We start from the raw sequence: 23,800 nt of genomic DNA, 5'->3' as shown, positions 1-23,800 counted from the left end.
TCAAGAATTTATTAAAGGTTAAAGGTTAAAAATCATCTTTGAGCTTGTTTTAGTTCGGTGAGCTGACGATGCAAATAACGCTCCAGTTCTGACATTTTAGATGCAGGTTGATGATACACGTCCATGGTTACGTTAACTTGCCCTTCTTCATTTGCTTGAGACATGTCAAATCCCAACAAAAATAAATCATTCATCACAGGGTCTTGCAACTCGCTGTTTAAGTCAATCAGCAAGTCCATGTTATCTTGGTTGATTCTTTGCCGTGTCAGTAAGCTATTGGAATCTTTGGCATAGACAATCAACATGTATGGACGACCAAACTCGCTATAGGAATGCTGATACAACACATATCCTTGACGGCGGTCTTCTAATGGCATGTTGGCATAATCAAGCACATCTTCCATCAGCTTCATACGAGTGTATAGCGATTCTTGCACCAATAAGCTGAGCATCTGCTTGGCTTTATCATCTAAGGTCATGGTGTTTTCATAAAGTCGCTGGGTCAGCTGACGCACCAATTTGACCCAAATATTTGAGCAAACCATCATTTTTTCTATCAGTTGTTTGGTGATGTGTTCATCACCTTTTTGCATGGCATTGACCAAACGAGTGTCATGTTTATCCAACATACCAATGCTGATAAGTTCATTTTCAACTTGCCATGCTCGCTGATAAAACTCAGGCGAATGAATGAAGGTCTGTGCCAACACCATTTCATTGGGATACACCGTCATATTAACCAACGCTTGACGGTGATATTCAAAAAATGCCACCAAATCATCAGGGGTGTTTAGTATTTGAATGATTTGCACAAAGCTTTTTAATCCATATACCAACAGCACCCGATGTGCATCGTCATAATCTAGCACGCACTGCTCTTGAAAATACGCACTGCCAAACTGGTGGTTGATTTGATAATCTTGTTCATTAAAGGTGACTGATAAATCTGACAGTCCCACAAAAAACGTCTTTGGCGACTGACCGCTTTGCTGAGTGTCTTTATGATTTGGCGGGCGTTGGTTTGGCAGGCGTTGCTGAATGTTAAGGTGTCGTTTTATCAAATCATTCACTGACGCTTGGCTGTGTTGGTGTAGGGCATTTTTAGACACATGCTCAGTATCTGAAAAAAATCCGATTTTGTCATACAACAGATAAATGCGAGCATTACCTATTTTAAGCACCGCATCATAACCTGCATTGAATGACGTTGCCAATTCCAATTGCACATACATGGATAAAAACGTGTCATTTAAAATGCTTTCAAAACCCATCACCACCGCTTGGCTATGCTTTGGTTTGGACTGTTCGGTATCTGTTTGCGATGATGGGCTGACCACCGTATTGGGTTTTGAAACGGTGGCTGTTTGGTGAGATTGGTGGTGGTTGATTTTCATGGCGACTTGTTGCCCTTGTGTTAAAATCATTGTTCTTATGTTGACATCAGTGCCATCACTGCTCCTTACGCCTCATGTGGGGGAACAAAATCACATCTCGGATACTTGGGGCATCGGTAAATAACATCACCAAACGATCAATGCCAATACCCTCCCCTGCTGTGGGTGGCAAACCGTATTCTAACGCTTCAATAAACTCAGCGTCATAGTGCATGGCTTCATCATCGCCTGCGTCTTTTTCTGCCACTTGTTGTCTAAAGCGTTCGGCTTGGTCTATTGGATCATTCAGCTCACTAAAGCCATTGGCTATCTCTCGCCCACCAATAAACAACTCAAAACGGTCGGTAATTTGTGGGTTGGCATCATTACGGCGAGCCAGTGGTGATGTTTCTGCTGGGTATTCAGTGATGAACGTTGGCTGACGCAATCTGGTTTCTGCGGTTTCTTCAAACACAATGGTTTGTAATTTGCCAATACCAAAGATGTCTTTCACTTCCTGATTGAGCTCATTTTTGACATAATCTGCCAAATACGCACGGTCGTTAATTTTGCTCATGTCAAAGTTTTGTGCATATTTTTCAATGGCTTTGGTCATTGGCAAACGAACAAAAGGGGCTTTTAAGCTAATCGCTTCTTGTTGATAATTCAGTTCTGTTGTGCCAAGAATGTCATTTGCCAAAGTCTCAAGCATCTCTTCGGTCAACTTCATCAAATCTTGATAATCAGCATAAGCTTGATAAAACTCAATCATGGTAAATTCTGGGTTATGGCGAGCCGATACGCCTTCATTGCGAAAATTTCGGTTAATCTCAAACACCCGTTCAAAGCCACCAACCACAAGGCGTTTAAGGTACAACTCTGGGGCAATTCGCAAAAATAACGGCATGTCTAACGCATTGTGATGAGTAACAAACGGACGAGCCACCGCTCCGCCTGGAATGACGTGCATCATTGGCGTTTCAACTTCCATAAAGCGTTCACCAAGCATGAACTTGCGAATGCCTGCAATGACTTGGCTACGCACGATAAAAGCATGACGACTGTCATCATTGGTCATCAAATCAAGATGACGACTGCGATAACGGGCTTCGGTGTCGCTTAAACCGTGAAATTTATCAGGCAGTGGACGCAAAGATTTGGTTAATAACTCAAGGGTCTCAATATGCACATACAAATCACCTTTGCCAGAACGACCAATATGACCATTGACCGCCACAATATCACCCAAATCCAAGCTTTTGATTAAGGCAAGTGTGTCATCATTCAATTCTTTGCGAGCAACATACAACTGAATACGCCCAGTCATGTCTTGCAGTACCATAAATGAGCCACGGTTAAGCATGATTCGCCCTGCCACTTTGGCATAGACTTTTTCGCCATTTTCAATGGTTTCTTTATCCACATTAGCGAATTTTTCTTGCAAATCTTGGGCGTAATCTTCACGCTTAAAAGTATTTGGATAAGCAGTTTTGCCATTGGCTTGGGCTTTTGTTTGCAATTCTTGCAATTTGGTAAGTCGTTGAGCAATTAAATCATTTTCGCTGATTTGCGTTTCTGGGGTTTGGGGCTCTTTTGACATAATTAAAACCTTAGTTAAATTTAAAAATTAAATTGTTTGTTTAAATAAGTGTAAGGTGCGTATCACGCACCATAATTAACTATTTTTCTAAAAATTGGTGCATAATACACACCTTGCGATTTAGCTTGGTTGTATTTTGTTAATCCACACACAAAAACCCACCAAATTGACCTTTATTGACCGTGCCATAACAACCAAATGGCACATTATTGCTTGGGCATACGCCTTTGACAAGTGTGCCAACTTCATCATCAAAAGATTGTCCATCAGTAACACACCGCCCTGCTTGGCATTGACTACCGTCCGTACACACTTTTTCTTTGTCGGTAAATTCCACCACACAAAAATCAAATTATCCTAATCCTTGTGGGCTAATTTTTTCACCTTGTCTTTGGCATTTGGCAATCTCGCTAGGGGTTGCGGTTTTGCCTTGTGGGTGTTTGATGTCTTTGGCAGTTAAAGGTTTATTAGCCAATAGGGTTTGGTTTATTGGTTTTGGCGTCTCGTTATTTGTTTTATTATCCATTGTCAAGTGATTTTGGGTACAAGCCGATAGCAAACCAATCAACGAAAAGTAAAGGATTTTTTTAAGCATTTTGATTATCCAATATATGATAAAACCACATAGCTTTTATCTGATGCTATTTGATAAAATTTAACAAGATTGGCAAAATAATCTTGCAAACCTTCTTTAATATCATCAATTTCACTGTCATCGTCCCAAACATTTGGATAAATTTCGGCTTTTGATAATTCTTTAAAATCTACTTGTTTAATCAATTCTAAAAAATTAATTTTTTTTAATTCAACCGCTAATTGATTAACGGTTTCTACCTTATTATAATTGGTTGGAAAATCGCCATCTTCGGTAACTTCTGGGTTCAAACAATCTTCACCAAAAATCACATATTCTAGCACTTTATGGTTTATTTCATTATTTTTAATGGAATTTAAAATAAAATTTAAACCGTGCCACATTTTATCCAAACTGCAAGTCGGATAATCATCACTTTCAAATTCTTCATCATTAAGATAATCATCAATTTTATCACTTGGTAAAGCAATCAAATCACAATACATACCCATAACAATTATCCAAAAAAGTTAATTTACAAATTATTCGCCACTCAATTCTCGCCACTCACACTCGCCATCAAATCAGCTTGATGTTCACGCAATAGGCTGTCTAAAAGCTCAGTTAAATCTCCTTCCATGATGGCATCTAATTTATATAAAGTCAGATTGATGCGATGGTCGGTCATGCGTCCTTGGGGAAAGTTATAGGTGCGAATGCGTTCACTGCGATCGCCACTACCAACCAAATTACGGCGTAAGCTACTTGCCGCATCGACTTGTTTTTGTACTTTGTCTTGCTGAATTTTTGCCACCAGCATTTTCATGGCTTTATCACGGTTTTTGTGCTGACTGCGTTCTTGTTGGCATTCTACCACCGTGCCTGTGGGAATGTGCGTTAATCGTACCGCTGAGTCTGTGGTATTGACATGTTGCCCCCCTGCCCCACTGGAGCGAAACGTATCCATTTTGATGTCAGCTGGGTTTAAGTCCACACTGTCATCAATCTCAACTTCAGGCATGACTGCCACAGTACATGCTGATGTGTGTACTCGCCCTTGGCTTTCGGTTTCTGGCACACGTTGCACACGATGAGCCCCACTTTCAAATTTTAAGCGACCATACACATCAGTGCCTGATATTCGGCTGATGATTTCTTTATAACCGCCATGCTCACCTTCGTTGGTAGACAGTATTTCCACCTGCCAGCCTTGTGATTGGGCATAGCGTTCATACATGCGGAACAAATCACCACTAAAAATCGCCGCTTCATCACCACCTGTGCCTGCTCTAATCTCTAAAAACGCTGGTACTTTATCGTTGGGGTCTTTGGGCAATAACATGACGTTAAGTTTTTCTTCAATACTGGCAAGCTGTGCTTTGGCATTCTCAATCTCTTCTTGTGCCATCTGCTTCATGTCTGGGTCATCTAGCATCTCGTGGGCAGTGGTCAAGTCAGCTTCAGTTTGTCGGTAGCGTTGCCAAAGATGGGTGATGTCGGTCAGCTCGCTATGCTCTACGGATAAATCACGGAATTTGGCATTGTCGTTGATGACATCAGGATCTGATAACAAATGGGTAACTTCTTCATAGCGGTCAATCATTTGGTCAAGGCTTTCTCGTAAAGATGCTTTCATAATTTCTCATTAAGCCATAAATTGTCATTACATAAAATGTCAGTCAGCAATTGTCAGTCAGCGTTTCAGTCAGCGCATGACCATCGCATGACACTCATTGTTTAGACATGCTGTTTTTGTTCAACATGCTATTTTGCCATAATTTTACCGCATCTGCTGATTTTTATTATTTGACTTGTTGCCAAGCTTGATAATTATGCGATATTATTCAGCTCAAATTGATGGTTTTTAACGTTTTTTTCATTGTCGCAAAACCAAACTGTGGCAACACACCCAAAACAACTTCAAAAACAACTTCAAGAACAACATCGAATCGGTTCGATTACTTAAGGAGAATTAAACGATATGAATGATAACACTCATTACACCTATGCTGGCTTTGGTGTTAGGCTGTTGGCAACCATCATAGACGCCATCATCATGATGTTGGTCATTTTCCCCATCATGTATGCCATCTATGGTGACGCTTATTTTACGTCTGAAAGCTTATATTTAGGCGTGATTGATTTTTTAATAAATACGGTATTGCCCTTTGTGGGGTCTGTGTTTATGTGGATAAAGTTTGCTGGCACACCAGGCAAGCTGATATTTAACCTTAAAGTATTAGATGAAAAAACAGGCAATCACATCACCCCCACTCAGGGCATCATTCGTTACTTTGGCTATCTCGTCTCGGCAGTGGTGTTTTGCTTGGGTTATTTTTGGGTGATTTTTGACAAGAAAAACCAAAGCTGGCACGATAAAATGGCGAAAACCGTGGTTGTCAAAGCCAGCTAACACACCATGCCATACCCAACCATATTTAGAAGTTAGATTTTTTAGAAGTTAAATTCAAAGTTAGCCACATTTAGCCACGGCATATTAAGACATGTCCTAATGTTTATTGGGGCTAAATGTGCATCAAGTTGGATAAACCAAACGCTACATGGTATACGTTGTCTGTTGGGAATCCAACTTACCTGCCAATAGGCGTTCAACTTCATTTTTCATCTGCTGCCCGATGACATCATTGCCAAATTGAATGGCAAAGCCTGCTGGACGACCTGCACTGGGTTTTTGATTAAGCCACACCACTTTACCATTTAAAGGAATACGCTCGCTTGAGCCGGGTAAGGTAAACGCCACAAACAGCTCTTGCCCTAATTGGTGTTGGCGGTCACTGGGAACAAAAATTGCCCCACGTTCAATAAAGGGCAAATAACTGGTATAAAGTACGTCAATATTTTGAATGTTACAGGTTAAAATACCTGCACCACCACGACCTGGCATTGCCATAAAAGTGTCTCCTAGTCCATACATCAGTGATGAAATCAGTCATAAGCTTACCATAATTGGGCAAGCTTTTGCATCAAGGCATCATAGATAATTTTATCTTGCACATTTTGCCTTAAAGACCGTTGCATGTCATACAGTTGGTTTTGTAACATCATGGTGGCAGTAAAGCTTGGCATGTTTTGCAGATGTATGTTTGATAAATCAATGCCAATATTCATCTCGTCTGGCTGATGTTGGGCCTTTTGTTGTGATTGCCATGGTTGTGATTGCCATTTTTGTATCGCAACAAGCATCATTAACGACAGCTCAATAAATTCCATTAAGGGCAGATGACTTTGCCAATAATCACTTGCCTGCACAGGGGTGCGTTTTTGGCTGGCCAGTGCTTGCCAAGTACCAAGCCACTCAGATTGCATCTGATACCAGCGTTTTTGTGCCAACTCAATTGCCGCCATTGGGGCATTGTCTGTTAAGGTGAGCAGTTGGCTTATCTGTGCGTCGGTTTTATCAGCCAAAGCAGTCGAAACGTATGCTTTGGCAACAGATAAAGGAATGTTCGATAAAGGCAATGCTTGTGTGCGACTGCGAATGGTGGGCAACAGTTTGCTTGGTTGGTCGCTGATTAATATCAGCTGTGTGTGGGGGTTGGGTTCTTCTAGCGTTTTTAATAACGCATTGGCGGCTGCCACGGTCATGTTTTCTGCATGGACAAACACCATGATACGCAAGCCTTGACTGCCTTGATTGGCAAAATCTTGGATACTGCGGATATCATCAACTTTGATACCAGTACCATCAGCATAAACACGCTTGTCAGATGTGTCAGTATGGGCAATGGGCAATGAGTCGCTTGGTAATACTCGCAAATTTGGATGATTACCTGCCTGCAACCATTGACAACTTTGACAATGACCACAAGCCATCTGTGGTGATGTGGCTTTGTTTTGGCACAACTGCCATGCCACCCACCGCCATACAAACGCACGTTTACCAATGCCTGTTCGCCCCCCTGCCAATATGGCATGTGGTAGGCCATCATTGGTCAAGAATTTACTCGTCAGCCGTTGCCATAGTGGTTGTTGCCATGGTAATTGTGTTACAAATGCTTGTGAACCTAAGTCATCACCACGCACCATCTTATCTGTAGGCGTCATTCACACACCACCAAATGCTGTCAGTGGTAACTGATTGAGTCTATCCAAGTCAGCTTGCGTGTCCACACCAGCAGGTAAGCTGGTTAAGGCAATGTCAATCGCTATCTTTTTTCCTTGTTCTAATACCCTAAGCTGTTCTAGGGCTTCTAACTGCTCAAGCATGCCCATTTGCCAACCACCAAATGCTTTGAGCATGGCAACCCGATACGCATATAAACCCAAATGACGATAGGCATGGGTTGGGGCTTTTTGAGCTTGAAATTCTGGGGTTTGAGCATTTGAGGTTTGGCGATTATTGACCATTGCCAAGGCGTGTTCTCGGTCACAAGGAATGCCAGCACGGCTAAAATACAAGGCATGGTTATGTTTATCAGCCACCACTTTAACCACAGATGGACGCATCAATTCTTCATATGAATGAATGGGCTCACACAAAGTCGCCATGACCGCATCGTGGCTTTTTAGCAATAAATTTTTGGTCTGTTCAAGGAGTAACGGAGGTACTAACGGCTCATCACCCTGCATATTTATCACAATGTCATCATCTGCCCAGCCTTTGATGGTAACCACCTCAGCCAGTCTGTCCGTGCCTGACGCATGATTAACATCGGTCATCAGCACATCATAACCTGCATGCCTGCACACATCAGCAATGCGTTTGTCATCGGTGGCAATGGTCAAATCATCTGCAAAGGTTGCCAAACTTGCTTTTTGAGCCACCCATAAAATCATGGGTTTACCATGAATGGGCAATAATGGCTTTCCTGGCAAACGACTGCTTTTATGGCGTGCAGGAATCACAATATGCGTCTTGTGATGCGTCTTTTGAGTATTTGGACTGGGTGTGGTGGTGGTCATGTGTTATTTTCCTAAATGTTTCACGCCAAACGTCGGATGATGTGACAAGGGCATCATGCAGGCGATGTCAGTCATGTTACAAAATCGCCAATGCTTGTAATTGTTGATGCAATCGTTGATAAACCGCTGTGGATAAATCAGCGGTGATGGGCAATACCCAAATTCGCTGTTGCCAATTTTCCCAAAATTGACGCTCATCATCAGTCATGTGATGAAATAGCGTAAAGATTTTTATGGCATCTTTTGTGGTTACAATGATGGGTAATTTAGGTAGGTGATTTAATTTAATAAAATCTGTCATGACATATTGATGGTGGTCAGGCAAAATCACGGGGGTGATTGAAAAACCTAATTTGCTTAGGCTATTAAAAAATCGCTTTGGATAACCAATCCCTGTCATGGCAATCACCGCTTGTGCTTGCAAACATTGCCCATCATCATTCATCTGTGTTTCCCAAGCATGATGACTTGCCCAAGCACTCAAGCTTATCACGTTATCAGTGCATAACGTCATGGTGGGGATATTTGCCAAGGGGCTGGTTTGGCTTAAATAAGGCAATGCGTGCAAATTAGGGGCAAGTTGTGTGATGTGATATTTAAGGTTACCATCTAAACCCGTCACATGAAACAACAGCTCTGTTTGTATGCCAGCATTGTCCATACCAACATCATCAAGTAACCGACTGACAGGCTCACGCAGATATCCCATGGGCAACAGTTGGCGATTACCAAAACCACGCACCACATCCACCACTATCCATTCAGCATCTCGATGCAACGCATGATGCTGTAACCCATCATCAGATAAAATCAGCCTAATATCAGCATGATGCTCAAGCAACAACTCAATCGCCTGTTGTCGGTTAGGACATACCGCCATCGCCACACCTGTTTGTCGTACGATTAAGGCAGGTTCATCACCCACCACGTCAGGGGAGCTATCTGTTGTTACCAACAATGGCATTTTATCCACTTGTCCACCATAACCACGGCTGATGACACCAATGGTTAAGCCTAACTTGTGTAAATACTCAATCAAAGCGATGATAAAAGGTGTTTTACCACTGCCACCCACATTGATGTTGCCAATAACAATGACGGGAACTGGGGCATGATACACCGCCTTAATGCCACAGTCATGGCAAAATTTGTTTAACTTAAACAAACCGCCATAAAACCAACTTAAAGGAGCAAGACCCCACAACCATGCTGACTGTTGTTGCCATGCACGGGTAAACACACTTTCTAACGACATAAATGGGCTCTGACTTTGTGAGTATGTGCTATCATGGTAAAAATTTTATCATACTAAATTGCTTCTGATAGAACAATTTTAAAGACCACCTTGACATGACTCCATCACCATGAATCAATGTTTTATAAATCAACACCCCACCAACTCCCATCTAAACACAAAAACTCACCAAGTTGCTGTCAGCGATTTACTCAATATCACAACAGACCAAACCGCTTTTAAGCCAACAACTAAGCCAACAACCAATCAGCCAAAAACAGACACGCTCAATTTAGCAAATAATCCCTTATTTGCTCAACCAAGGATAACCAATGCCTTAACGCTGATGACCCAATTACACACGCATAAGTTACACGCACATCAGTTACACGCACATCACTGTCAATCATTTGACTTACCTGCTGATAAAAAACCCATACAAATCCATGCCCATACTCTGTTATTAGGCACCCATGGCATGGGCAAAAGTGCATTTATTAAAGCATGGCTAAGAACTCATGCCAATCATTGCCCACCACTGTCATTTGTGGCCTTTATCGACACACAATCACCCTTTACCATTCATCATTTGCCCATCACCCATAAAACCCATTTATCATTACAGCAGAACTTAAATAAATTTTGGCAACATTTGTCTGTTTACCCATCACAAGATGCTCACACGCCATTAGCAGATGATGCCATCTTCATATGCCTAAAAACGTTGGCAGAATCACTGCCAACACCATCATGGCAAAGGTTTATCAAAACCATGCAACAGAGCATTGAACATTCACCAATGATGCCAAATGCAATGCCAAAAACAGAACAGATAAAACAGCGATTTTTTATTTATTTATCTCCATTGACCGAGCATTCACCACCCATACATACCGCCCAACCAGCAACCCCCTTAGATGTGCTTGGCGGTGTGGTTTTACCAAGCATCAATCAACCAAGCATCAGTCAACACACAGCCAATGACATCAACAGTCTGACTGATATGAACGCCACACGTCTGCCCCATTCACCTTATATGACTCATTGCCACACAAATTGCCATGCTTATTGGCATATGGGCAAGCTACTTAAGTCGCAAGGTGGGTTTTTATTAATACGATTGGTGGATTTGTTGGCACAACCAAGCTTACGCCAAGGGCTTTATGATGTGCTGACCACAGAACGGTTACCCATTAACTATCATACCGCCACATACCCACACACACTGGCATATCCCACCGCCCCACAAACTTTGCCCATGACAGTCACATTGATTGCCATTGGTGAAGCTGATGAATTTGATGAGTTATGTGAAATCGACCCAAGTTTTGCTCGTCTGTTTACCGTGCGTGCTGAATTTGATGACACAGTCTCACAAACCACAGCTCACAAAAATGGCTTTGCTCAGCTGGTTTATCAACAGTTAAATGCTTTAAATATCCATCAACACACGGTAAATGATGCTCAATCAACCCCCATATCAACCATGGCAACCGATGCCATTTGGCAGTTATATCGTCATTTTGTGCGATTAAGTGGACACAATCGCTTACTGGTGCATATGGATAAACTAGACCGCCTTATCCAAGCCAGTTTGATGACCACTTTGATGACCACCAATCACGATAACAGCCGTTTTAACCAAACTAAAAACACCCCCCAAATCCAAGCAGACAATGTCATCAAAACCCATGATGTCATCGAAGCCCATGATGTTATTGAAGCAATTAAGGCTCAAGCACAGCAAGCTGATTATCTCAAATCTTTATATTGGCAAGACATTATTCAAGGTCAGCAAAATTTAAATACGCAAGGTTGGCTGATAGGACGCATCAATGCCTTAACGGTGATTGACCATGCCAATACCCAGTTTGGTATGCCAATACAGCTAACGGCGGTGATAGAGCCACATGTTGGGCATGGTGATATCATTGATATCGAACGTGAAGTTGAGTTGGGTGGTGATTTGCATGCTAAGGGCATGTTAATCATGAGCCATTTTTTAAAAAGCACATTTAGCCCATTTTGTCCATTAAACTTCAGTGCATCACTGGCAGTTGAACAAAACTATGGTGAAATAGACGGCGACAGTGCCACCCTAGCCCAAGCTTGTGCTTTGCTGTCATCATTGGGGCAAATTGCCATCTATCAGGGCATTGCGGTAACAGGCTCTATGAACCAGATGGGCGATGTACAAGCGGTTGGGGGAATTAATGAGAAAATCGAGAGTTTTTTTGATTTGTGTCAACAGCAATCCGCCAGTGTCAACCACCGACCAACCGCTGACAATTTGCTGATTCAAGATGGCATCAACAGCACAGATGTCATTCAAGGCGTCATCATTCCAAAAGCCAACATCACCGACCTTATGCTAGATGACCGTGTGATACACGCAGTATCAACAGGGCAATTTGTTATCCATGCGGTCAGTCATATCAGCGAAGCCATGACACTTTTGACCCAAATGCCCTACAGCAACACAAACAAAAAAGGCAACCTAAGTAAACACTGTCTGCAAGGGCGGATTATTAAACAATTAAAACAATGGCAAGATGATGAGCGTGGGTAGCTGATTCAACAACCGTCCCAAAAAACCCACGTTATTCTCAATCAAACATGTTGCTTTTGGCATTCGCTAAAAGTCATCTTTTAATTGGCGTAAAGCAGCAAAGACGGTCAAGGGTTTATCGTCATCAAGCTCAACTTGTTGTGCCACAGCATTAACCACGCTGTCTTTATCACAACGTAAAAACACATTGATATCACGCTCTTGACTTAAACTGGTGGGCAGTGATGTTTGGTTATTTGCCAGTCTTTGCTCAATTTCATTCACGTGATGTTTCATCGCCATATTATTTGGCTCAATGGATAAGCCAAACGCTAAGTTATTTAATGTGTATTCATGAGCAGGATAAAACAGCGTGTCATCTGGCAATTTGGCAAACCGCTCTAAACTGTGATACAAGTCACCCACCGTACCTGTGAACACTCGACCACAACCTGCACTAAACAAGGTATCACCACAAAACACATGCTTGACTTTATCCACTTCCATCACATACGCCAAATGATGCTGGGTATGTCCTGCCACCAACCACACTTGTGCGGTCTTACCCCATAAGTTTATGGTTGTGCCTTCTTTGACTTCTTGGTCAGGGTGAATGCCATGATCGGCATGAGCCACCACGTGCGTTAGTGGGTACAACTCTCTTAGCTCAGATACCCCACCGATGTGATCGGCGTGTTTATGGGTTATCCAAATGGCGGTCAAATCCAGCCCATGTTGATTGATATAGTTTCGCACAGGGTCAGCTTGCCCAGGGTCGATGATGACAGCTTGTTTGTTGCTGGGATTGACCAATGCCCAAATATAGTTATCACTAAACGCAGGAATTGGATAAAACCTTAACATGACACATCCTTAATATGTGGCTGACTTAATATGTGGCTGAGTTGTCCAAGCTGTCTATTGGCATGGCATTGCTGGGCAATTTTAGCACTTGCCCAACTTGCACATGGTCATAAATACCAATGCCATTGATTCTGGCAAGCTCACTGAGATTGACTTTATATTTATTAGAAATGCCAATCAGCCCCTCTCCTGGTTTGACGGTATGTGTTTTAGGGGCATTGATTGTGCTGTTGGCTTGCACAGCAGTCGGTTTGGTGATGACCTTACTGACGCCTGGTATGGTCAGTATTTGCCCATTTATGAGCATATAATCGGTAGGTACATTATTGGCAGATGCCAAGGTGGTTAAAGGAATTTTATAACGAGTTGCCAATCCTGATAAGGTTTCGCCAAGCTGGACTTTATGTTGAACTTGATGGTTACCTTGATAAGAACCAGTTTGTGGCACATGACGTGATATGCTGGTTTGTGATGTTCTGGTTTGTGATGTTCTGTTACTGGTTAGATTGGTGTTTATTGGTGTGGTCGGCACAACCAATTTTTGCCCAGCAACTATGATGGTTTGTGGGCTAATGCGGTTAAGATTTGCCAATTGTGCCACACTCACGCCATAACGATTAGCAAGCATGCTTAAATTATCGCCACTTTTAATAACATAACTGTCCACATTGCCTGTGTATTCACGATTATTCGTACTGGTATTGGTTTGGTTGGCAAAACGATTGGTGGCAATAAAATTGCTTGCTCTGTCTGATGTTTGTGTGTCAGTAGGAATGTTTAACAATTGAGTGGGTTTGATGGTTGCGGTGCGTTGTATGCCATTAGCTCGCACCAAATCATCAATGCTGATGTCATACTGACGAGCAATGCTAGACAGTGTTTCACCATATTCCACTTCATGCAAGGTAGCAGCAACGCTTGGCAAGCTGAAAAATAGCAACGATGCCATCACTGAATATGATAAAAGTAACCTTTTATGAACAAGATTTTTGTTTATTAGCTGTTCTGTTGTCTGTTGTTTGGTATTGTGTGCGTACATGTCAGCTCCTAATCAACCACTCTATAAATGCTTAGCGATTATCTGCCCAGCTGTTATCTGTGTCATTGTGATGACGCATCATTGTTATCTACTTGGTTATCTATTTGGCTTTTATTGACTTAACTGTTAACCGTGATTGTTTATGGCTTTATCTTACTCAATCACCCATATAAATCAAGCAACATCAGCTCAATGGGGTTTAATTATTTGCCAAAAGGGCATCAACCATGGATTTTGTGATTATTCATCGACATCATTTGACCAATTTAAGCAACAAATGCCCAGTTTGTCTATGGTTGCTTATTTTTGTTGCTTATTTTTGGTTGCTTACCATTGATTATTAGCCATGCTGTTTTTCAAAATCTTGCATGAATGCCACTAATTGTTCAACCCAATCTAAGCCAATGGCATTGTAGATGCTGGCACGCATTCCCCCCACACTGCGATGACCTTTTAAGTTTAGTAGCCCTTGCTGTTTTGCCTTAGCCAAAAACACGTTATCCAACGTCGCATCTGCCAAAGTAAATGGCACGTTCATGATGGAGCGATATTGTGCATCAATGCCATTGTGATAAAAGTCACTGCCATCAATTGCATCATACAACAATTTGGCTTTTTGTTGGTTAATCTTAGCAATTTGTTCAACCCCACCTTGCGCCTTTAACCACTCAAACACCAAGCCTGCCAAATACCAAGAATAAGTCGCTGGCGTGTTACTCATCGAGTCAGCATCAACTTGTGTTTGATAATTAAGCAGTGCAGGACACCAATCACTGGCATGACCCAATAAGTCTTCACGGATAATCACAATCACCAAGCCTGCCGGCCCAATGTTCTTTTGCGCCCCAGCATAAATTACCCCATAATCATTAACATCAATGGGGTGTGATAAAATGCTTGATGACATGTCAGCCACCAAGGGAGCTGATACCTTAGGCGGTTCAAACAGCTGTACACCATGAATGGTTTCATTGGCACAATAGTGAAAATAGCTGGCGTTGTCTGTTGTTTGCCAAGTGTGCCTATCTGGCACGCTCTGATAATTAAGCCCACGACCATCTGCCACAAGATTAACCCGACCAAGCCCCAAATTGGCATAACGTGTGGCTTCACTAAAGGCTTTTTTTGACCACGTCCCTGTTAATAGATAATCAGCCACGCTGTTATCTTGATTAAATGACAGCAAATTAAGCGGTATGGCAGAAAACTGTAAAGACGCTCCGCCTTGCAAAAACAACACCTTATAATGATTTGGAATTGCCATCAACTCACGCAAATTTTGCTCAGCTTCACTGGCAATTTGCATATAATCTTGACTGCGGTGGCTCATTTCCATCACTGACACGCCTTTGCCTTGCCAATCCAACAGCTCTTGTTGTGCTTGATACAGTACAGGCGTGGGTATGGACGCAGGGCCAGCAGAAAAATTGGGCAATCGATGTAACTGTTCTAAAGATAACTGCTCTAATTGGTCTGATGAAATCAAGCTTGTCATAAACATCAATCCTTCAATGGTCTTCAATGGTTTGTAGTTAATTGGCTTTTCTTTTACTTAAACTGTGTCTTTACTGAAACGGTGTCTTTACTGAAACGGTGTCGCCAAATGGCTCTAGATGACCCAGATAGATTGTGCCTAGACAGATTGTAACTGTTGCCAAAATGTTTGTTTCAACTTGGGCGTTACCAACATATCCGCCAACAATGGAGCATCAACTGCTTGTTTAAGATTAACCCCGTTAGGCAATGGACTTAAGCACAGTACAGGGTGTTGGGTTTGCTGTCCTAATCGGCATAGAAATCCATCTAAACTTTGCTGAGCATACTCTGCATCAGTCATGCCCACACAAATGGGAAAGCTAAATTGATAAGACTCACCGTTTAGTACAGAAACGATGTTTTGCCAAAGTTGAATCTGCTCAGCTGTCAGCTGTTTTTTATCCACCAAGACGCTGTGATGATTAAAACTAAAGCCCTCTAACTCAAAACTGACTGCGGTCGTACTGTTTGCCGTCGTGTCTGCTGCCGTTGTGTCTGTCATCGTGTCTGTTGTTGGCGATGCTAGGACAGCAGTTTGTGATGCGTCATTGGATATGTCATAAGACGCATGACCAATTGTCGTGTCTTCTGCCAGCTGATTATCGTTGGCATGGTAACTGCTGTTATCTACGGCGTTTACTGATTGACGATTTATGGGTTGATTGTCTGCTGGTTGATTGTCAATGACAGACTGTTTATTCGGTTTGGCTAACTGTATTGGTTCAAAATAAATGGTTTGGTTGAGTTGTTGAATGGATTTTTGGTCTGATTTCTGCCTTGTTACCCACACATCAATACCCATTAAATGTAACATCTGTCGTTGACAGATGACGTGTTTAACATGTGGGCTGTGAACGTTATTAGGCATAGATTTGATGATTAAGAGGTTTGAAGATTAAGCTGTTTACGTTTAAATAAATGACCAAAAGATTACGCTTGATGCCATGCTGATAACCATGTCAATATCTGAGCATTGGCATCTGGCAGACGATATCGTCCACCAAGCAACTCTTGCCAACTGGCCCAAACCAATGGCTGTCCCAATCTGCCCAATAAGGCGGGTTGTCCATGTTGATGGCTCACCTGAGTCTGAGCCACGCTTTGATTAAATTCATGATATTGCTCAGCAGATAAACGCACTTCATACACATGCAGACGGACACATTTATTGGGATAATCATGCTCAATCTCACCCAATTTGGTTAATTCGTTCTGTTGAATGTCCAAGCCAATCTCTTCTTGTACTTCACGGATAAGGGCATCGGTTGCGGTCTCAGACGGCTCGATTTTACCACCCACAAACTCATGGCAATCGCCTTGGTCTTGCTTGGCATGTCGATGACCAAGCAAAAACCAGCTGGTATTGCTGTTGACTGTATTGCCATTGACTGCATTACCGCTGGCATCATTCAACACATCGGCATCATGGCGAATCACCGCCACTGCCACATCAATTTTGGTGGTCAACATTGATTTTGGCTTAAATTTGGCTTAAAAATGTTGCGAAGGCTTATCAACCATCGCACCCTGTTGGTTTTCTTGTTGGCTTTCGGTCTTTAGCACATTAAGATTGGCTGATTCAGAGATAATGGCATTTTGTTGTTCTACCGCTCCTGTCAACCTGGCAAGTTCTGTTTTTAAATGCGTATTTTCACGATTAAGACGACCCATCTCCCATTTATTTTGCAACACTTTAAACCACAGCAAAGATAAGAAAATACCAATGACAATGCCCAAAGAGATGGCAATAATCAACAACAAGCCTAAGTTCATCGCAGGGGCTTGATAAAACAGTAAATTCACCGCAAGCTCGGTGCTATTGGCAATCACCAAGCCCAACGCATAAGCAAAAAACACCACCAAAACCACCATCAATACGACACGCATGAGATGCCCTCACAGTAAAAAACGTTAATGCAAAAACAATTCAAAAACAACAATTCAAAAAATAACAAACAAAAAAAAGCTGACAAGGTTAAGGCATGTTCTATATGATGCCTGCTTTTATCATGCCTACTTTATGCCAACTCTTTATTAGATTCACTCAAGATACCTTTACCAAGATACCTTTATCAAGGTGTATTAGCCAAGTTGCCATTAGCCAACTTATATTAACATGAGCCAAACTCCATTAGCTCAAGTCGCAATGCCTTACCAGGTTTAAAGTGTGGTATTGCTTTTGCTTTGACCATCACCTGTTCACCTGTCTTAGGGTTACGAGAGTGTCTTTGTTGATGATGATGCAAACAAAAACTGCCAAAACCTCGTATCTCAATCCGCCCATCATCTTGCAATGTTTCTGCCATCAGCTCAAACAATCGCTTAACCGCCACTTCAATCACGTCATCATTCATGTTATCACAATTTTGACTGATGCGTTGTATCAACTCAGATTTATTTACCCACATTCATGATGCTTCCGTTTCGCTGTGTTCTTGTATTTTGTGTTTTAGGTATTCTTTTGGCATGATTTTGGCATAAATGTCATGTCATTGTCTATCGTTTTGCAAACGCCAAAGAGTAAAACAAAAACACCCAGTCATAAAGCCTCACATGTTGATGGTTTGTTGATTGTGGTTTATTGATTGTGGTTTGTCACTTACGGATATGACTGTTTATAAATCACAAAATTTAAGCTATGATGTTAAATTGACATCTTAGCCCAACTTTTATTTTTATATTTTTATTGGATAACCCCATGCCATCAGCGTCTCATTCAACCAGCACACACGCTTCAACCACACAGGCTTCAACCAACCGCCATAAATTTGCCCCTTTAAAAAATGACCGCTTACTTAGGGCGTTACGTTTTGAGCCAGTAGATTGTACCCCTGTGTGGATGATGCGACAAGCAGGCCGTTATTTGCCTGAGTATCAAAACACCCGAACGCAAGCAGGCGACTTTTTAAGCTTATGCAAAAATACTGAGCTTGCTACTGAAGTAACGCTACAACCACTAAGACGCTTTGAGTTAGATGCTGCCATTTTGTTCAGTGATATTTTGACCATTCCTGATGCCATGGGTTTAGGGCTGTATTTTGTTGCAGGGGAAGGACCTAAATTTAAATACACGGTTCGCAAGCAGTCTGACCTTGAGCAGTTGCCCAAAGTAGATGTCAATGACGCATTGGGTTATGTGATGCAAGCGGTAACCAGTATCCGTAAAGAGCTTAATGGTAAAGTGCCATTATTTGGCTTTTCAGGAAGCCCTTGGACATTGGCGACTTATATGGTTGAAGGAGGCAGCTCAAAAGACTATCGCCATACCAAGGAGCTGATGTATACTAAGCCTGAGTTTTTGCATGCGTTGTTGGATAACGTGGCGGTGGTGGTTACCGATTATCTGTCGGCACAGATTGATGCAGGTGCTCAGGTGCTACAGTTGTTTGACAGTTGGGGCGGTGCATTGGGACATCGTCAGTTTATCGAATTTTCGCATCAGTACAACCGCCGTATCATCAGTGAGCTAAAACAAAAACACCCTCAAATACCGATTGTGCTGTTTACCAAAGGGGGTGGTCTGTGGCTTAATGTTCAAGCGGATTCACAAGCTGATGCGTTGGGCATTGATTGGACCATGCCCATTGATAAAGCCAGACAAATTTTAAGCGATGAACAAAGACACTTAACCAAAAAATATAAAAAACTACAACCCTCTAAAGCCATTCAAGGTAACCTAGACCCACTGACCTTACTTGGCAGCAAAGACACCATCAAACATGAAACCACTTTAATGTTACAAGACGCCTATCGACAGGGTGATAAAACAGGATATATCGCCAATCTTGGACATGGCATCACCCAATGGACGCACCCCGACCACGCCAAGGTGTTTATTGATACGGTTCATGAATATGCTCTTTAACTCATTAACTCACTGTGCTTCTTTAACGATGCTTCGGCATGGGTGCTGGCAGTAGTGTGGCATGTTAGCATGCTTATGCTGATGAGCTTAGCAATGCGTTTGAGCCATGATTTTAGGTCATGATTTTGAGTCATCACGGAAGGGAGTGAAGGGAGTAGGGACGTTTATCTATTGCCATTCATTCTCATTTACCCTATTATCTGCCTTATGGTTATCATGCTTATCTGTTCTCATCATTTTGTATGAATGATGTTGCATTCATCTTGACACTTATGTTTAGGAACACCTTTTCATCATGACTCGGTCTCGATTGTCTAAACTTTCGCCCTTATCCCCCCCAAACAGCTTGCGTCATTGGGGCATGATGACAGGTTTACTTAGTCTGTTTGCCATTGCCATATTGGCAGTGGCGTTGTTGGTCGCTGTGTTTGCCTATCAGTTTGCTTACAAACAAGGCAAGCTAGATGCCATGACAGAAAGTGAAGTTACCGCTGATGGTAAACGCTTAACAACTCAATCATTACAAGACATCAAATTACAAAACGACATTTTACGCACCGAAGCTGACACCGCCAAGCAAGAGCGGGATATCAGCCTTACCAGCTTATCACAACTCAGACAAGAGCTAGAAGAGCTACAAATCACCAATGAACAGCTTCAACAAAGTGTGGATATTTTTCATCGACGGATTGCAGACAGTGGTGGTATCAGACTGCAAGTCATCGGAGCAGAAATCGAACCTTTACCAGAAAATGCGTTTGAATATCGCTTTGATGTGCTGATGGTGAATAAAAACGGTTCATCAACCCCACTTACCCCAACGTTAAATTTGCTCACCGACACCAGTTTTGTCAATGTGCCATTAAAGCCAAGCCGTTATCAAATCAATGGAATATCTCGTATCCGTGGTCGTTTTATCATGCCAGATGGTTTTAACCCCATGCAGGTCAAACTGACCTTATCTGCTGACGGACAAGAAGTAGAACAGTTATATAACTGGCGATTAGGTAAACGCAAGGACAATGTGCCATTATCATTAGCCGAAATACCCAAGACCAATGAACGCCCCATCTCTCCATCTTAGGTGGTGGCAATTAAATCAACAATGCGTCTCAATTAACAATGCGTTACTTATCAGTACCATTAACCATTAAACTAACCAACAAATCAACCATCATCACCATGTTAAGCAAAATACCCAACCATCACGCCCATGCACAAGACTGGCATCTGCCTTTATCGCCTGTTCGCCATAGTTACACATATCCTGACAAAAACCATCTTATTTACGCCCATGACGACACCAACCGCCATGATAAAAAAGACACAGACATCATGGTTGCTGAGCCTGAACTGGCTAAGCCACCCATGTATGCGGTGGTGATGTACAATGATGACTACACCCCCATGGAATTTGTGGTGATGGTGCTACAATCTCAATTTCGCCATTCTGTTGATGAAGCGGTGCAAATCATGTTAAGCATTCATCATTTTGGTAAGGGCATTGCGGGCATTTTTCCCAAAGACATCGCTGAAACTAAAGCAAAAACCAGCAATGGGCTTGCTCGCAAAGAAGGTTATCCTTTGCTGACACAAATTGAGCCGTATCGATGATGATTGCCAAAAACAGTTACCAAAAACGGTCGCCAAAACATTGATTTATCCTAAGCCACCATCATAATAAACGGATAGAATAATAAAAGAATAGGTTACACTGTCTGACCATACAGATTTTAGGGAAGCATCTATTTTTTATCATAAGGAATACCCATGCTAAGTCGTCATTTGGAAGTTTCTTTGCGTTTGGCTCTAACCCTAGCCAAACAACACGCCCATGAATATCTCACCGTTGAGCATTTGTTATTATCATTACTTGAAAATACCGATGCAGCCGATACGCTAAAGGCATGTGGGGCGGACATAACAACACTTAGAACAGAGCTTGAAGCCTATATTAACAGGCACACACCAACCGTTGTCAATGCAGATGAACAGCCACCACTGCCTACCCAAAGTTTTGACCGTATTTTACAACGTGCCATTTTTCATGTGCAGTCAGCGGGCAATAGACGCTTGGTTGAAGGCTCAGATGTGTTGGTATCCATGTTCTCTGAACACGACACGTATGCCGTATATTTGTTAAAAAAACAATCAATCAGCCGTCTGTCGCTGACACAATATCTGTCGCATCATGATAAAGCCAAGCAAAAAATGATGACTGGCCATGGTGAGCAAGACCGTGATAAAGCCAAAGAAAAAAACCCACTCAAAGAATACACCAATAACCTTAACCAACGTGCCAAAGAGGGTAAATCTGACCCTTTGATTGGACGTGAACAAGAAATCGAACGCACCGCCCAAATCTTGTGCCGCCGTCGCAAAAACAATCCCTTACTTGTCGGCGACCCTGGGGTGGGCAAAACTTCCATCGCTGAAGGCTTGGCATGGCTTATTGTCAATGGCAATGCCCCCAAACCCTTGTTAGACACCACCATTTATGGCTTAGACATTGGGGCATTGATTGCTGGCACTAAGTATCGTGGTGATTTTGAAAAACGCATGAAAGCGTTGCTTGAAGCGTTAAAATCACATGGCAAAGCGATTTTATTTATTGATGAAATTCATATGATTGTTGGTGCTGGTTCATCCATGAACAGCAACATGGATGTGTCCAATCTGATTAAGCCTGCCCTTGCCAATGGTGAACTTCGTTGCATTGGCTCAACCACTTTTACTGAATATCGACAAATCTTTGAAAAAGACCATGCCTTATCACGGCGGTTTCAAAAAATTGATGTGGTTGAACCCAGTGTGGCAGACACCATTGAAATTTTGCGCGGGTTAAAATCTCGTTATGAAGCGTTTCACCATGTCAGCTACACCGATGATGCGTTGGTTGCTGCTGCCAAACTGTCTGCCAAACACATTCATGAACGCTTTTTACCTGATAAAGCCATTGATGTCATCGATGAAGTGGGGGCATACAAACGCCTAAGCGAAAATGCCACCACCCAAAAAAATGCCACCACTCAATCTGACAGCACCAACACCATCAACACCGTGGAGAATATGACCAATACAGATACCCACACACAAACACCACCACAAGCACCACCACAAGCACAAGCACAACAAATTGATGTGGCAGACATAGAAACCATCATTGCCAAACTGGCTCGCATTCCTGCAAAACATGTCTCTAGCAATGATAAAGCCACGTTACGATATCTTGATCGTGACTTAAAACGCTTGGTGTTTGGACAAGATGAAGCCATCGATACACTGGCAGATGCCATTAAGCTGTCTCGTGCTGGGCTAAAGCCCTTGGATAAACCCATTGGTTCATTTATGTTTGCAGGTCCAACAGGGGTGGGAAAAACTGAAGTCGCCAAACAGCTTGCCAATTTGATGGGCATTGAGCTGGTGCGGTTTGACATGTCTGAATACATGGAAGCCCATACTGCCTCTCGTTTGATTGGAGCTCCCCCAGGCTATGTGGGTTTTGACCAAGGCGGACTGTTGACCGAAAAAATCAATCAAAATCCCCATTGTGTGTTGCTCTTAGATGAACTTGAAAAAGCCCACCCTGATGTCTTTAACTTACTATTACAAGTGATGGACCATGGCACACTGACCGACAACAACGGACGACAAGCCAGCTTTAAACATGTGGTGCTTATCATGACCACCAATGTGGGGGCAGAACACATGAGCCGTGCGTCCATGGGGTTTACTCAACAAGACCATTCCAAAGACAACACCGAAGCCCTAAACCGTGCCTTTACCCCAGAATTTCGTAATCGTTTAGATGCCATCGTGCAGTTTGCACCACTCAATGATAAAGTCATCTTATCGGTGGTGGATAAATTCTTAGTTGAGCTACAAACACAACTAGATGATAAGCAAGTCACCTTAGAGATGACTGATGATGTCAGAGCATATCTGGCAGAAAAAGGCTATGACCGCCTGATGGGTGCCAGACCCATGCAACGATTGCTACAAAACGAAATTAAAAAACCACTTGCCAACATGATACTGTTTGGACGCTTAAGTTCAGGCGGTACGGTACGTCTTAGCTTATTGCCAGATAATGCAGGGGCAGATGACAACAAGCATGTGGCATTTGATATTGATGAGGATAACCAAGCTCACGCACCAAATGGCCGTCTGTTACTCACCATCACAGAAACCTTAGATGATGATAAAACAGTACTGGAAGATGTTGTGATATGATTGACCACACT

23 protein-coding genes are annotated in these 23,800 nt (G+C 42.4%); 6 read left to right on the top strand and 17 right to left on the bottom strand.

Annotated elements, in window-relative coordinates:
• Positions 1 to 32: 32 nt before the first annotated feature.
• From B0682_RS01165 to prfA, 6 genes are all read right to left on the bottom strand, one after another.
• Complete coding sequence (locus B0682_RS01165; RefSeq protein WP_143823216.1) at positions 33 to 1,394, bottom strand: hypothetical protein; 1,362 nt, start codon at positions 1,392 to 1,394, stop codon at positions 33 to 35.
• 55 nt (positions 1,395 to 1,449) lie between these two features.
• Complete coding sequence (lysS, locus tag B0682_RS01160) at positions 1,450 to 2,973, bottom strand: lysine--tRNA ligase (RefSeq protein ID WP_078306261.1); 1,524 nt, start codon at positions 2,971 to 2,973, stop codon at positions 1,450 to 1,452.
• A gap of 139 nt (positions 2,974 to 3,112) precedes the next feature.
• Positions 3,113 to 3,313, bottom strand: a complete 201-nt coding sequence (locus B0682_RS01155; protein ID WP_078306260.1) for a hypothetical protein — start codon at positions 3,311 to 3,313, stop codon at positions 3,113 to 3,115.
• A gap of 12 nt (positions 3,314 to 3,325) precedes the next feature.
• The gene (locus B0682_RS01150; RefSeq protein WP_078306259.1) at positions 3,326 to 3,568 is read right to left on the bottom strand and encodes a hypothetical protein; all 243 of its coding nucleotides are present in this window, start codon (positions 3,566 to 3,568) and stop codon (positions 3,326 to 3,328) included.
• Positions 3,569 to 3,573: 5 nt separating this feature from the next.
• A complete protein-coding gene (locus tag B0682_RS01145) occupies positions 3,574 to 4,059 on the bottom strand; it encodes a YfbM family protein (protein ID WP_078306258.1) in 486 nt (161 codons plus the stop codon).
• Between the two features lie 41 nt (positions 4,060 to 4,100).
• Positions 4,101 to 5,183 (bottom strand): peptide chain release factor 1, encoded by a 1,083-nt coding sequence (prfA, locus tag B0682_RS01140; protein ID WP_078306257.1) that lies wholly within the window; start codon positions 5,181 to 5,183, stop codon positions 4,101 to 4,103.
• A gap of 345 nt (positions 5,184 to 5,528) precedes the next feature.
• Between prfA and B0682_RS01135 the strand changes: the two genes are divergently transcribed.
• The gene (locus B0682_RS01135; protein ID WP_078306256.1) at positions 5,529 to 5,960 is read left to right on the top strand and encodes an RDD family protein; all 432 of its coding nucleotides are present in this window, start codon (positions 5,529 to 5,531) and stop codon (positions 5,958 to 5,960) included.
• A gap of 144 nt (positions 5,961 to 6,104) precedes the next feature.
• On the opposite strand, the gene B0682_RS01130 is transcribed toward B0682_RS01135, so the two are convergent.
• The 4 genes from B0682_RS01130 to lpxK form a co-directional block, all read right to left on the bottom strand.
• On the bottom strand, positions 6,105 to 6,458 hold the full coding sequence (locus B0682_RS01130) for a PilZ domain-containing protein (RefSeq protein WP_078306255.1): 354 nt from the start codon (positions 6,456 to 6,458) through the stop codon (positions 6,105 to 6,107).
• Positions 6,459 to 6,505: 47 nt separating this feature from the next.
• A complete protein-coding gene (locus tag B0682_RS01125; RefSeq protein WP_078306254.1) occupies positions 6,506 to 7,612 on the bottom strand; it encodes a hypothetical protein in 1,107 nt (368 codons plus the stop codon).
• The gene (gene kdsB / locus B0682_RS01120; RefSeq protein ID WP_078306253.1) at positions 7,613 to 8,470 is read right to left on the bottom strand and encodes a 3-deoxy-manno-octulosonate cytidylyltransferase; all 858 of its coding nucleotides are present in this window, start codon (positions 8,468 to 8,470) and stop codon (positions 7,613 to 7,615) included. It lies immediately after the preceding gene.
• A 76-nt stretch (positions 8,471 to 8,546) separates the two neighbouring features.
• Positions 8,547 to 9,725 (bottom strand): tetraacyldisaccharide 4'-kinase, encoded by a 1,179-nt coding sequence (gene lpxK, locus B0682_RS01115; protein WP_078306252.1) that lies wholly within the window; start codon positions 9,723 to 9,725, stop codon positions 8,547 to 8,549.
• Positions 9,726 to 9,834: 109 nt separating this feature from the next.
• On the opposite strand from lpxK, the gene B0682_RS01110 reads away from it, so the two are divergent.
• Positions 9,835 to 12,273, top strand: a complete 2,439-nt coding sequence (locus tag B0682_RS01110) for an AAA family ATPase (RefSeq protein WP_078306251.1) — start codon at positions 9,835 to 9,837, stop codon at positions 12,271 to 12,273.
• A 66-nt stretch (positions 12,274 to 12,339) separates the two neighbouring features.
• Here the strand turns inward: B0682_RS01110 and gloB are convergent, their stop codons facing one another.
• The 7 genes from gloB to B0682_RS01075 all read right to left on the bottom strand — a co-directional run bounded on the left by gloB (position 12,340) and on the right by B0682_RS01075 (position 18,099).
• Positions 12,340 to 13,116: a hydroxyacylglutathione hydrolase gene (gene gloB / locus B0682_RS01105; RefSeq protein ID WP_078306250.1), complete on the bottom strand. Its 777-nt coding sequence runs from the start codon at positions 13,114 to 13,116 to the stop codon at positions 12,340 to 12,342.
• Between the two features lie 25 nt (positions 13,117 to 13,141).
• Positions 13,142 to 14,155: a LysM peptidoglycan-binding domain-containing protein gene (locus tag B0682_RS01100; RefSeq protein WP_078306249.1), complete on the bottom strand. Its 1,014-nt coding sequence runs from the start codon at positions 14,153 to 14,155 to the stop codon at positions 13,142 to 13,144.
• Between the two features lie 340 nt (positions 14,156 to 14,495).
• Positions 14,496 to 15,650: a 3-phosphoserine/phosphohydroxythreonine transaminase gene (serC, locus tag B0682_RS01095; protein ID WP_078306248.1), complete on the bottom strand. Its 1,155-nt coding sequence runs from the start codon at positions 15,648 to 15,650 to the stop codon at positions 14,496 to 14,498.
• Between the two features lie 138 nt (positions 15,651 to 15,788).
• The gene (locus tag B0682_RS01090) at positions 15,789 to 16,559 is read right to left on the bottom strand and encodes a hypothetical protein (protein ID WP_143823215.1); all 771 of its coding nucleotides are present in this window, start codon (positions 16,557 to 16,559) and stop codon (positions 15,789 to 15,791) included.
• A 62-nt stretch (positions 16,560 to 16,621) separates the two neighbouring features.
• Positions 16,622 to 17,161, bottom strand: a complete 540-nt coding sequence (locus B0682_RS01085) for an NUDIX domain-containing protein (protein ID WP_078306246.1) — start codon at positions 17,159 to 17,161, stop codon at positions 16,622 to 16,624.
• A gap of 21 nt (positions 17,162 to 17,182) precedes the next feature.
• Positions 17,183 to 17,578, bottom strand: a complete 396-nt coding sequence (locus tag B0682_RS01080; protein WP_078306245.1) for a LapA family protein — start codon at positions 17,576 to 17,578, stop codon at positions 17,183 to 17,185.
• 224 nt (positions 17,579 to 17,802) lie between these two features.
• The gene (locus B0682_RS01075; RefSeq protein WP_078306244.1) at positions 17,803 to 18,099 is read right to left on the bottom strand and encodes an HU family DNA-binding protein; all 297 of its coding nucleotides are present in this window, start codon (positions 18,097 to 18,099) and stop codon (positions 17,803 to 17,805) included.
• A 290-nt stretch (positions 18,100 to 18,389) separates the two neighbouring features.
• On the opposite strand from B0682_RS01075, the gene hemE reads away from it, so the two are divergent.
• From hemE to clpA, 4 genes are all read left to right on the top strand, one after another.
• On the top strand, positions 18,390 to 19,556 hold the full coding sequence (gene hemE / locus B0682_RS01070; RefSeq protein ID WP_078306243.1) for a uroporphyrinogen decarboxylase: 1,167 nt from the start codon (positions 18,390 to 18,392) through the stop codon (positions 19,554 to 19,556).
• 295 nt (positions 19,557 to 19,851) lie between these two features.
• Positions 19,852 to 20,640 (top strand): hypothetical protein, encoded by a 789-nt coding sequence (locus tag B0682_RS01065; RefSeq protein ID WP_078306242.1) that lies wholly within the window; start codon positions 19,852 to 19,854, stop codon positions 20,638 to 20,640.
• Between the two features lie 38 nt (positions 20,641 to 20,678).
• Positions 20,679 to 21,170, top strand: coding sequence for an ATP-dependent Clp protease adaptor ClpS (locus B0682_RS01060; protein ID WP_240494800.1), 492 nt, complete (start codon positions 20,679 to 20,681; stop codon positions 21,168 to 21,170).
• 156 nt (positions 21,171 to 21,326) lie between these two features.
• Positions 21,327 to 23,789 carry an ATP-dependent Clp protease ATP-binding subunit ClpA gene (gene clpA, locus B0682_RS01055; RefSeq protein ID WP_078306241.1) on the top strand — a complete coding sequence of 821 codons (2,463 nt, stop codon included), beginning with the start codon at positions 21,327 to 21,329 and terminating at the stop codon, positions 23,787 to 23,789.
• Positions 23,790 to 23,800: the final 11 nt, after the last annotated feature.

Origin of the sequence: Lwoffella lincolnii, assembly GCF_002014765.1 — a bacterium.
In the GTDB taxonomy this organism is placed as follows: Bacteria; Pseudomonadota; Gammaproteobacteria; order Pseudomonadales; family Moraxellaceae; genus Psychrobacter; species Psychrobacter lincolnii.
The sequence above is the reverse complement of the archived record's forward strand: the minus strand, read 5'-3'. Positions and strand labels throughout refer to the sequence as shown.

Bases quoted from the DNA above. Each gene is read 5' to 3' on its own strand.
- B0682_RS01165 (WP_143823216.1), bottom strand. From the start codon at position 1,394: ATGAAAATCAACCACCACCAATCTCACCAAACAGCCACCGTTTCAAAA.
- lysS (WP_078306261.1), bottom strand. From the start codon at position 2,973: ATGTCAAAAGAGCCCCAAACCCCAGAAACGCAAATCAGCGAAAATGAT.
- B0682_RS01150 (WP_078306259.1), bottom strand. From the start codon at position 3,568: ATGCTTAAAAAAATCCTTTACTTTTCGTTGATTGGTTTGCTATCGGCT.
- B0682_RS01145 (WP_078306258.1), bottom strand. From the start codon at position 4,059: ATGGGTATGTATTGTGATTTGATTGCTTTACCAAGTGATAAAATTGAT.
- prfA (WP_078306257.1), bottom strand. From the start codon at position 5,183: ATGAAAGCATCTTTACGAGAAAGCCTTGACCAAATGATTGACCGCTAT.
- B0682_RS01135 (WP_078306256.1), top strand. From the start codon at position 5,529: ATGAATGATAACACTCATTACACCTATGCTGGCTTTGGTGTTAGGCTG.
- B0682_RS01130 (WP_078306255.1), bottom strand. From the start codon at position 6,458: ATGGCAATGCCAGGTCGTGGTGGTGCAGGTATTTTAACCTGTAACATT.
- B0682_RS01125 (WP_078306254.1), bottom strand. From the start codon at position 7,612: ATGACGCCTACAGATAAGATGGTGCGTGGTGATGACTTAGGTTCACAA.
- kdsB (WP_078306253.1), bottom strand. From the start codon at position 8,470: ATGACCACCACCACACCCAGTCCAAATACTCAAAAGACGCATCACAAG.
- lpxK (WP_078306252.1), bottom strand. From the start codon at position 9,725: ATGTCGTTAGAAAGTGTGTTTACCCGTGCATGGCAACAACAGTCAGCA.
- B0682_RS01110 (WP_078306251.1), top strand. From the start codon at position 9,835: ATGAATCAATGTTTTATAAATCAACACCCCACCAACTCCCATCTAAAC.
- gloB (WP_078306250.1), bottom strand. From the start codon at position 13,116: ATGTTAAGGTTTTATCCAATTCCTGCGTTTAGTGATAACTATATTTGG.
- B0682_RS01100 (WP_078306249.1), bottom strand. From the start codon at position 14,155: ATGTACGCACACAATACCAAACAACAGACAACAGAACAGCTAATAAAC.
- serC (WP_078306248.1), bottom strand. From the start codon at position 15,650: ATGACAAGCTTGATTTCATCAGACCAATTAGAGCAGTTATCTTTAGAA.
- B0682_RS01090 (WP_143823215.1), bottom strand. From the start codon at position 16,559: ATGCCTAATAACGTTCACAGCCCACATGTTAAACACGTCATCTGTCAA.
- B0682_RS01085 (WP_078306246.1), bottom strand. From the start codon at position 17,161: ATGTTGACCACCAAAATTGATGTGGCAGTGGCGGTGATTCGCCATGAT.
- B0682_RS01080 (WP_078306245.1), bottom strand. From the start codon at position 17,578: ATGCGTGTCGTATTGATGGTGGTTTTGGTGGTGTTTTTTGCTTATGCG.
- B0682_RS01075 (WP_078306244.1), bottom strand. From the start codon at position 18,099: ATGTGGGTAAATAAATCTGAGTTGATACAACGCATCAGTCAAAATTGT.
- hemE (WP_078306243.1), top strand. From the start codon at position 18,390: ATGCCATCAGCGTCTCATTCAACCAGCACACACGCTTCAACCACACAG.
- B0682_RS01065 (WP_078306242.1), top strand. From the start codon at position 19,852: ATGACTCGGTCTCGATTGTCTAAACTTTCGCCCTTATCCCCCCCAAAC.
- B0682_RS01060 (WP_240494800.1), top strand. From the start codon at position 20,679: ATGCGTTACTTATCAGTACCATTAACCATTAAACTAACCAACAAATCA.
- clpA (WP_078306241.1), top strand. From the start codon at position 21,327: ATGCTAAGTCGTCATTTGGAAGTTTCTTTGCGTTTGGCTCTAACCCTA.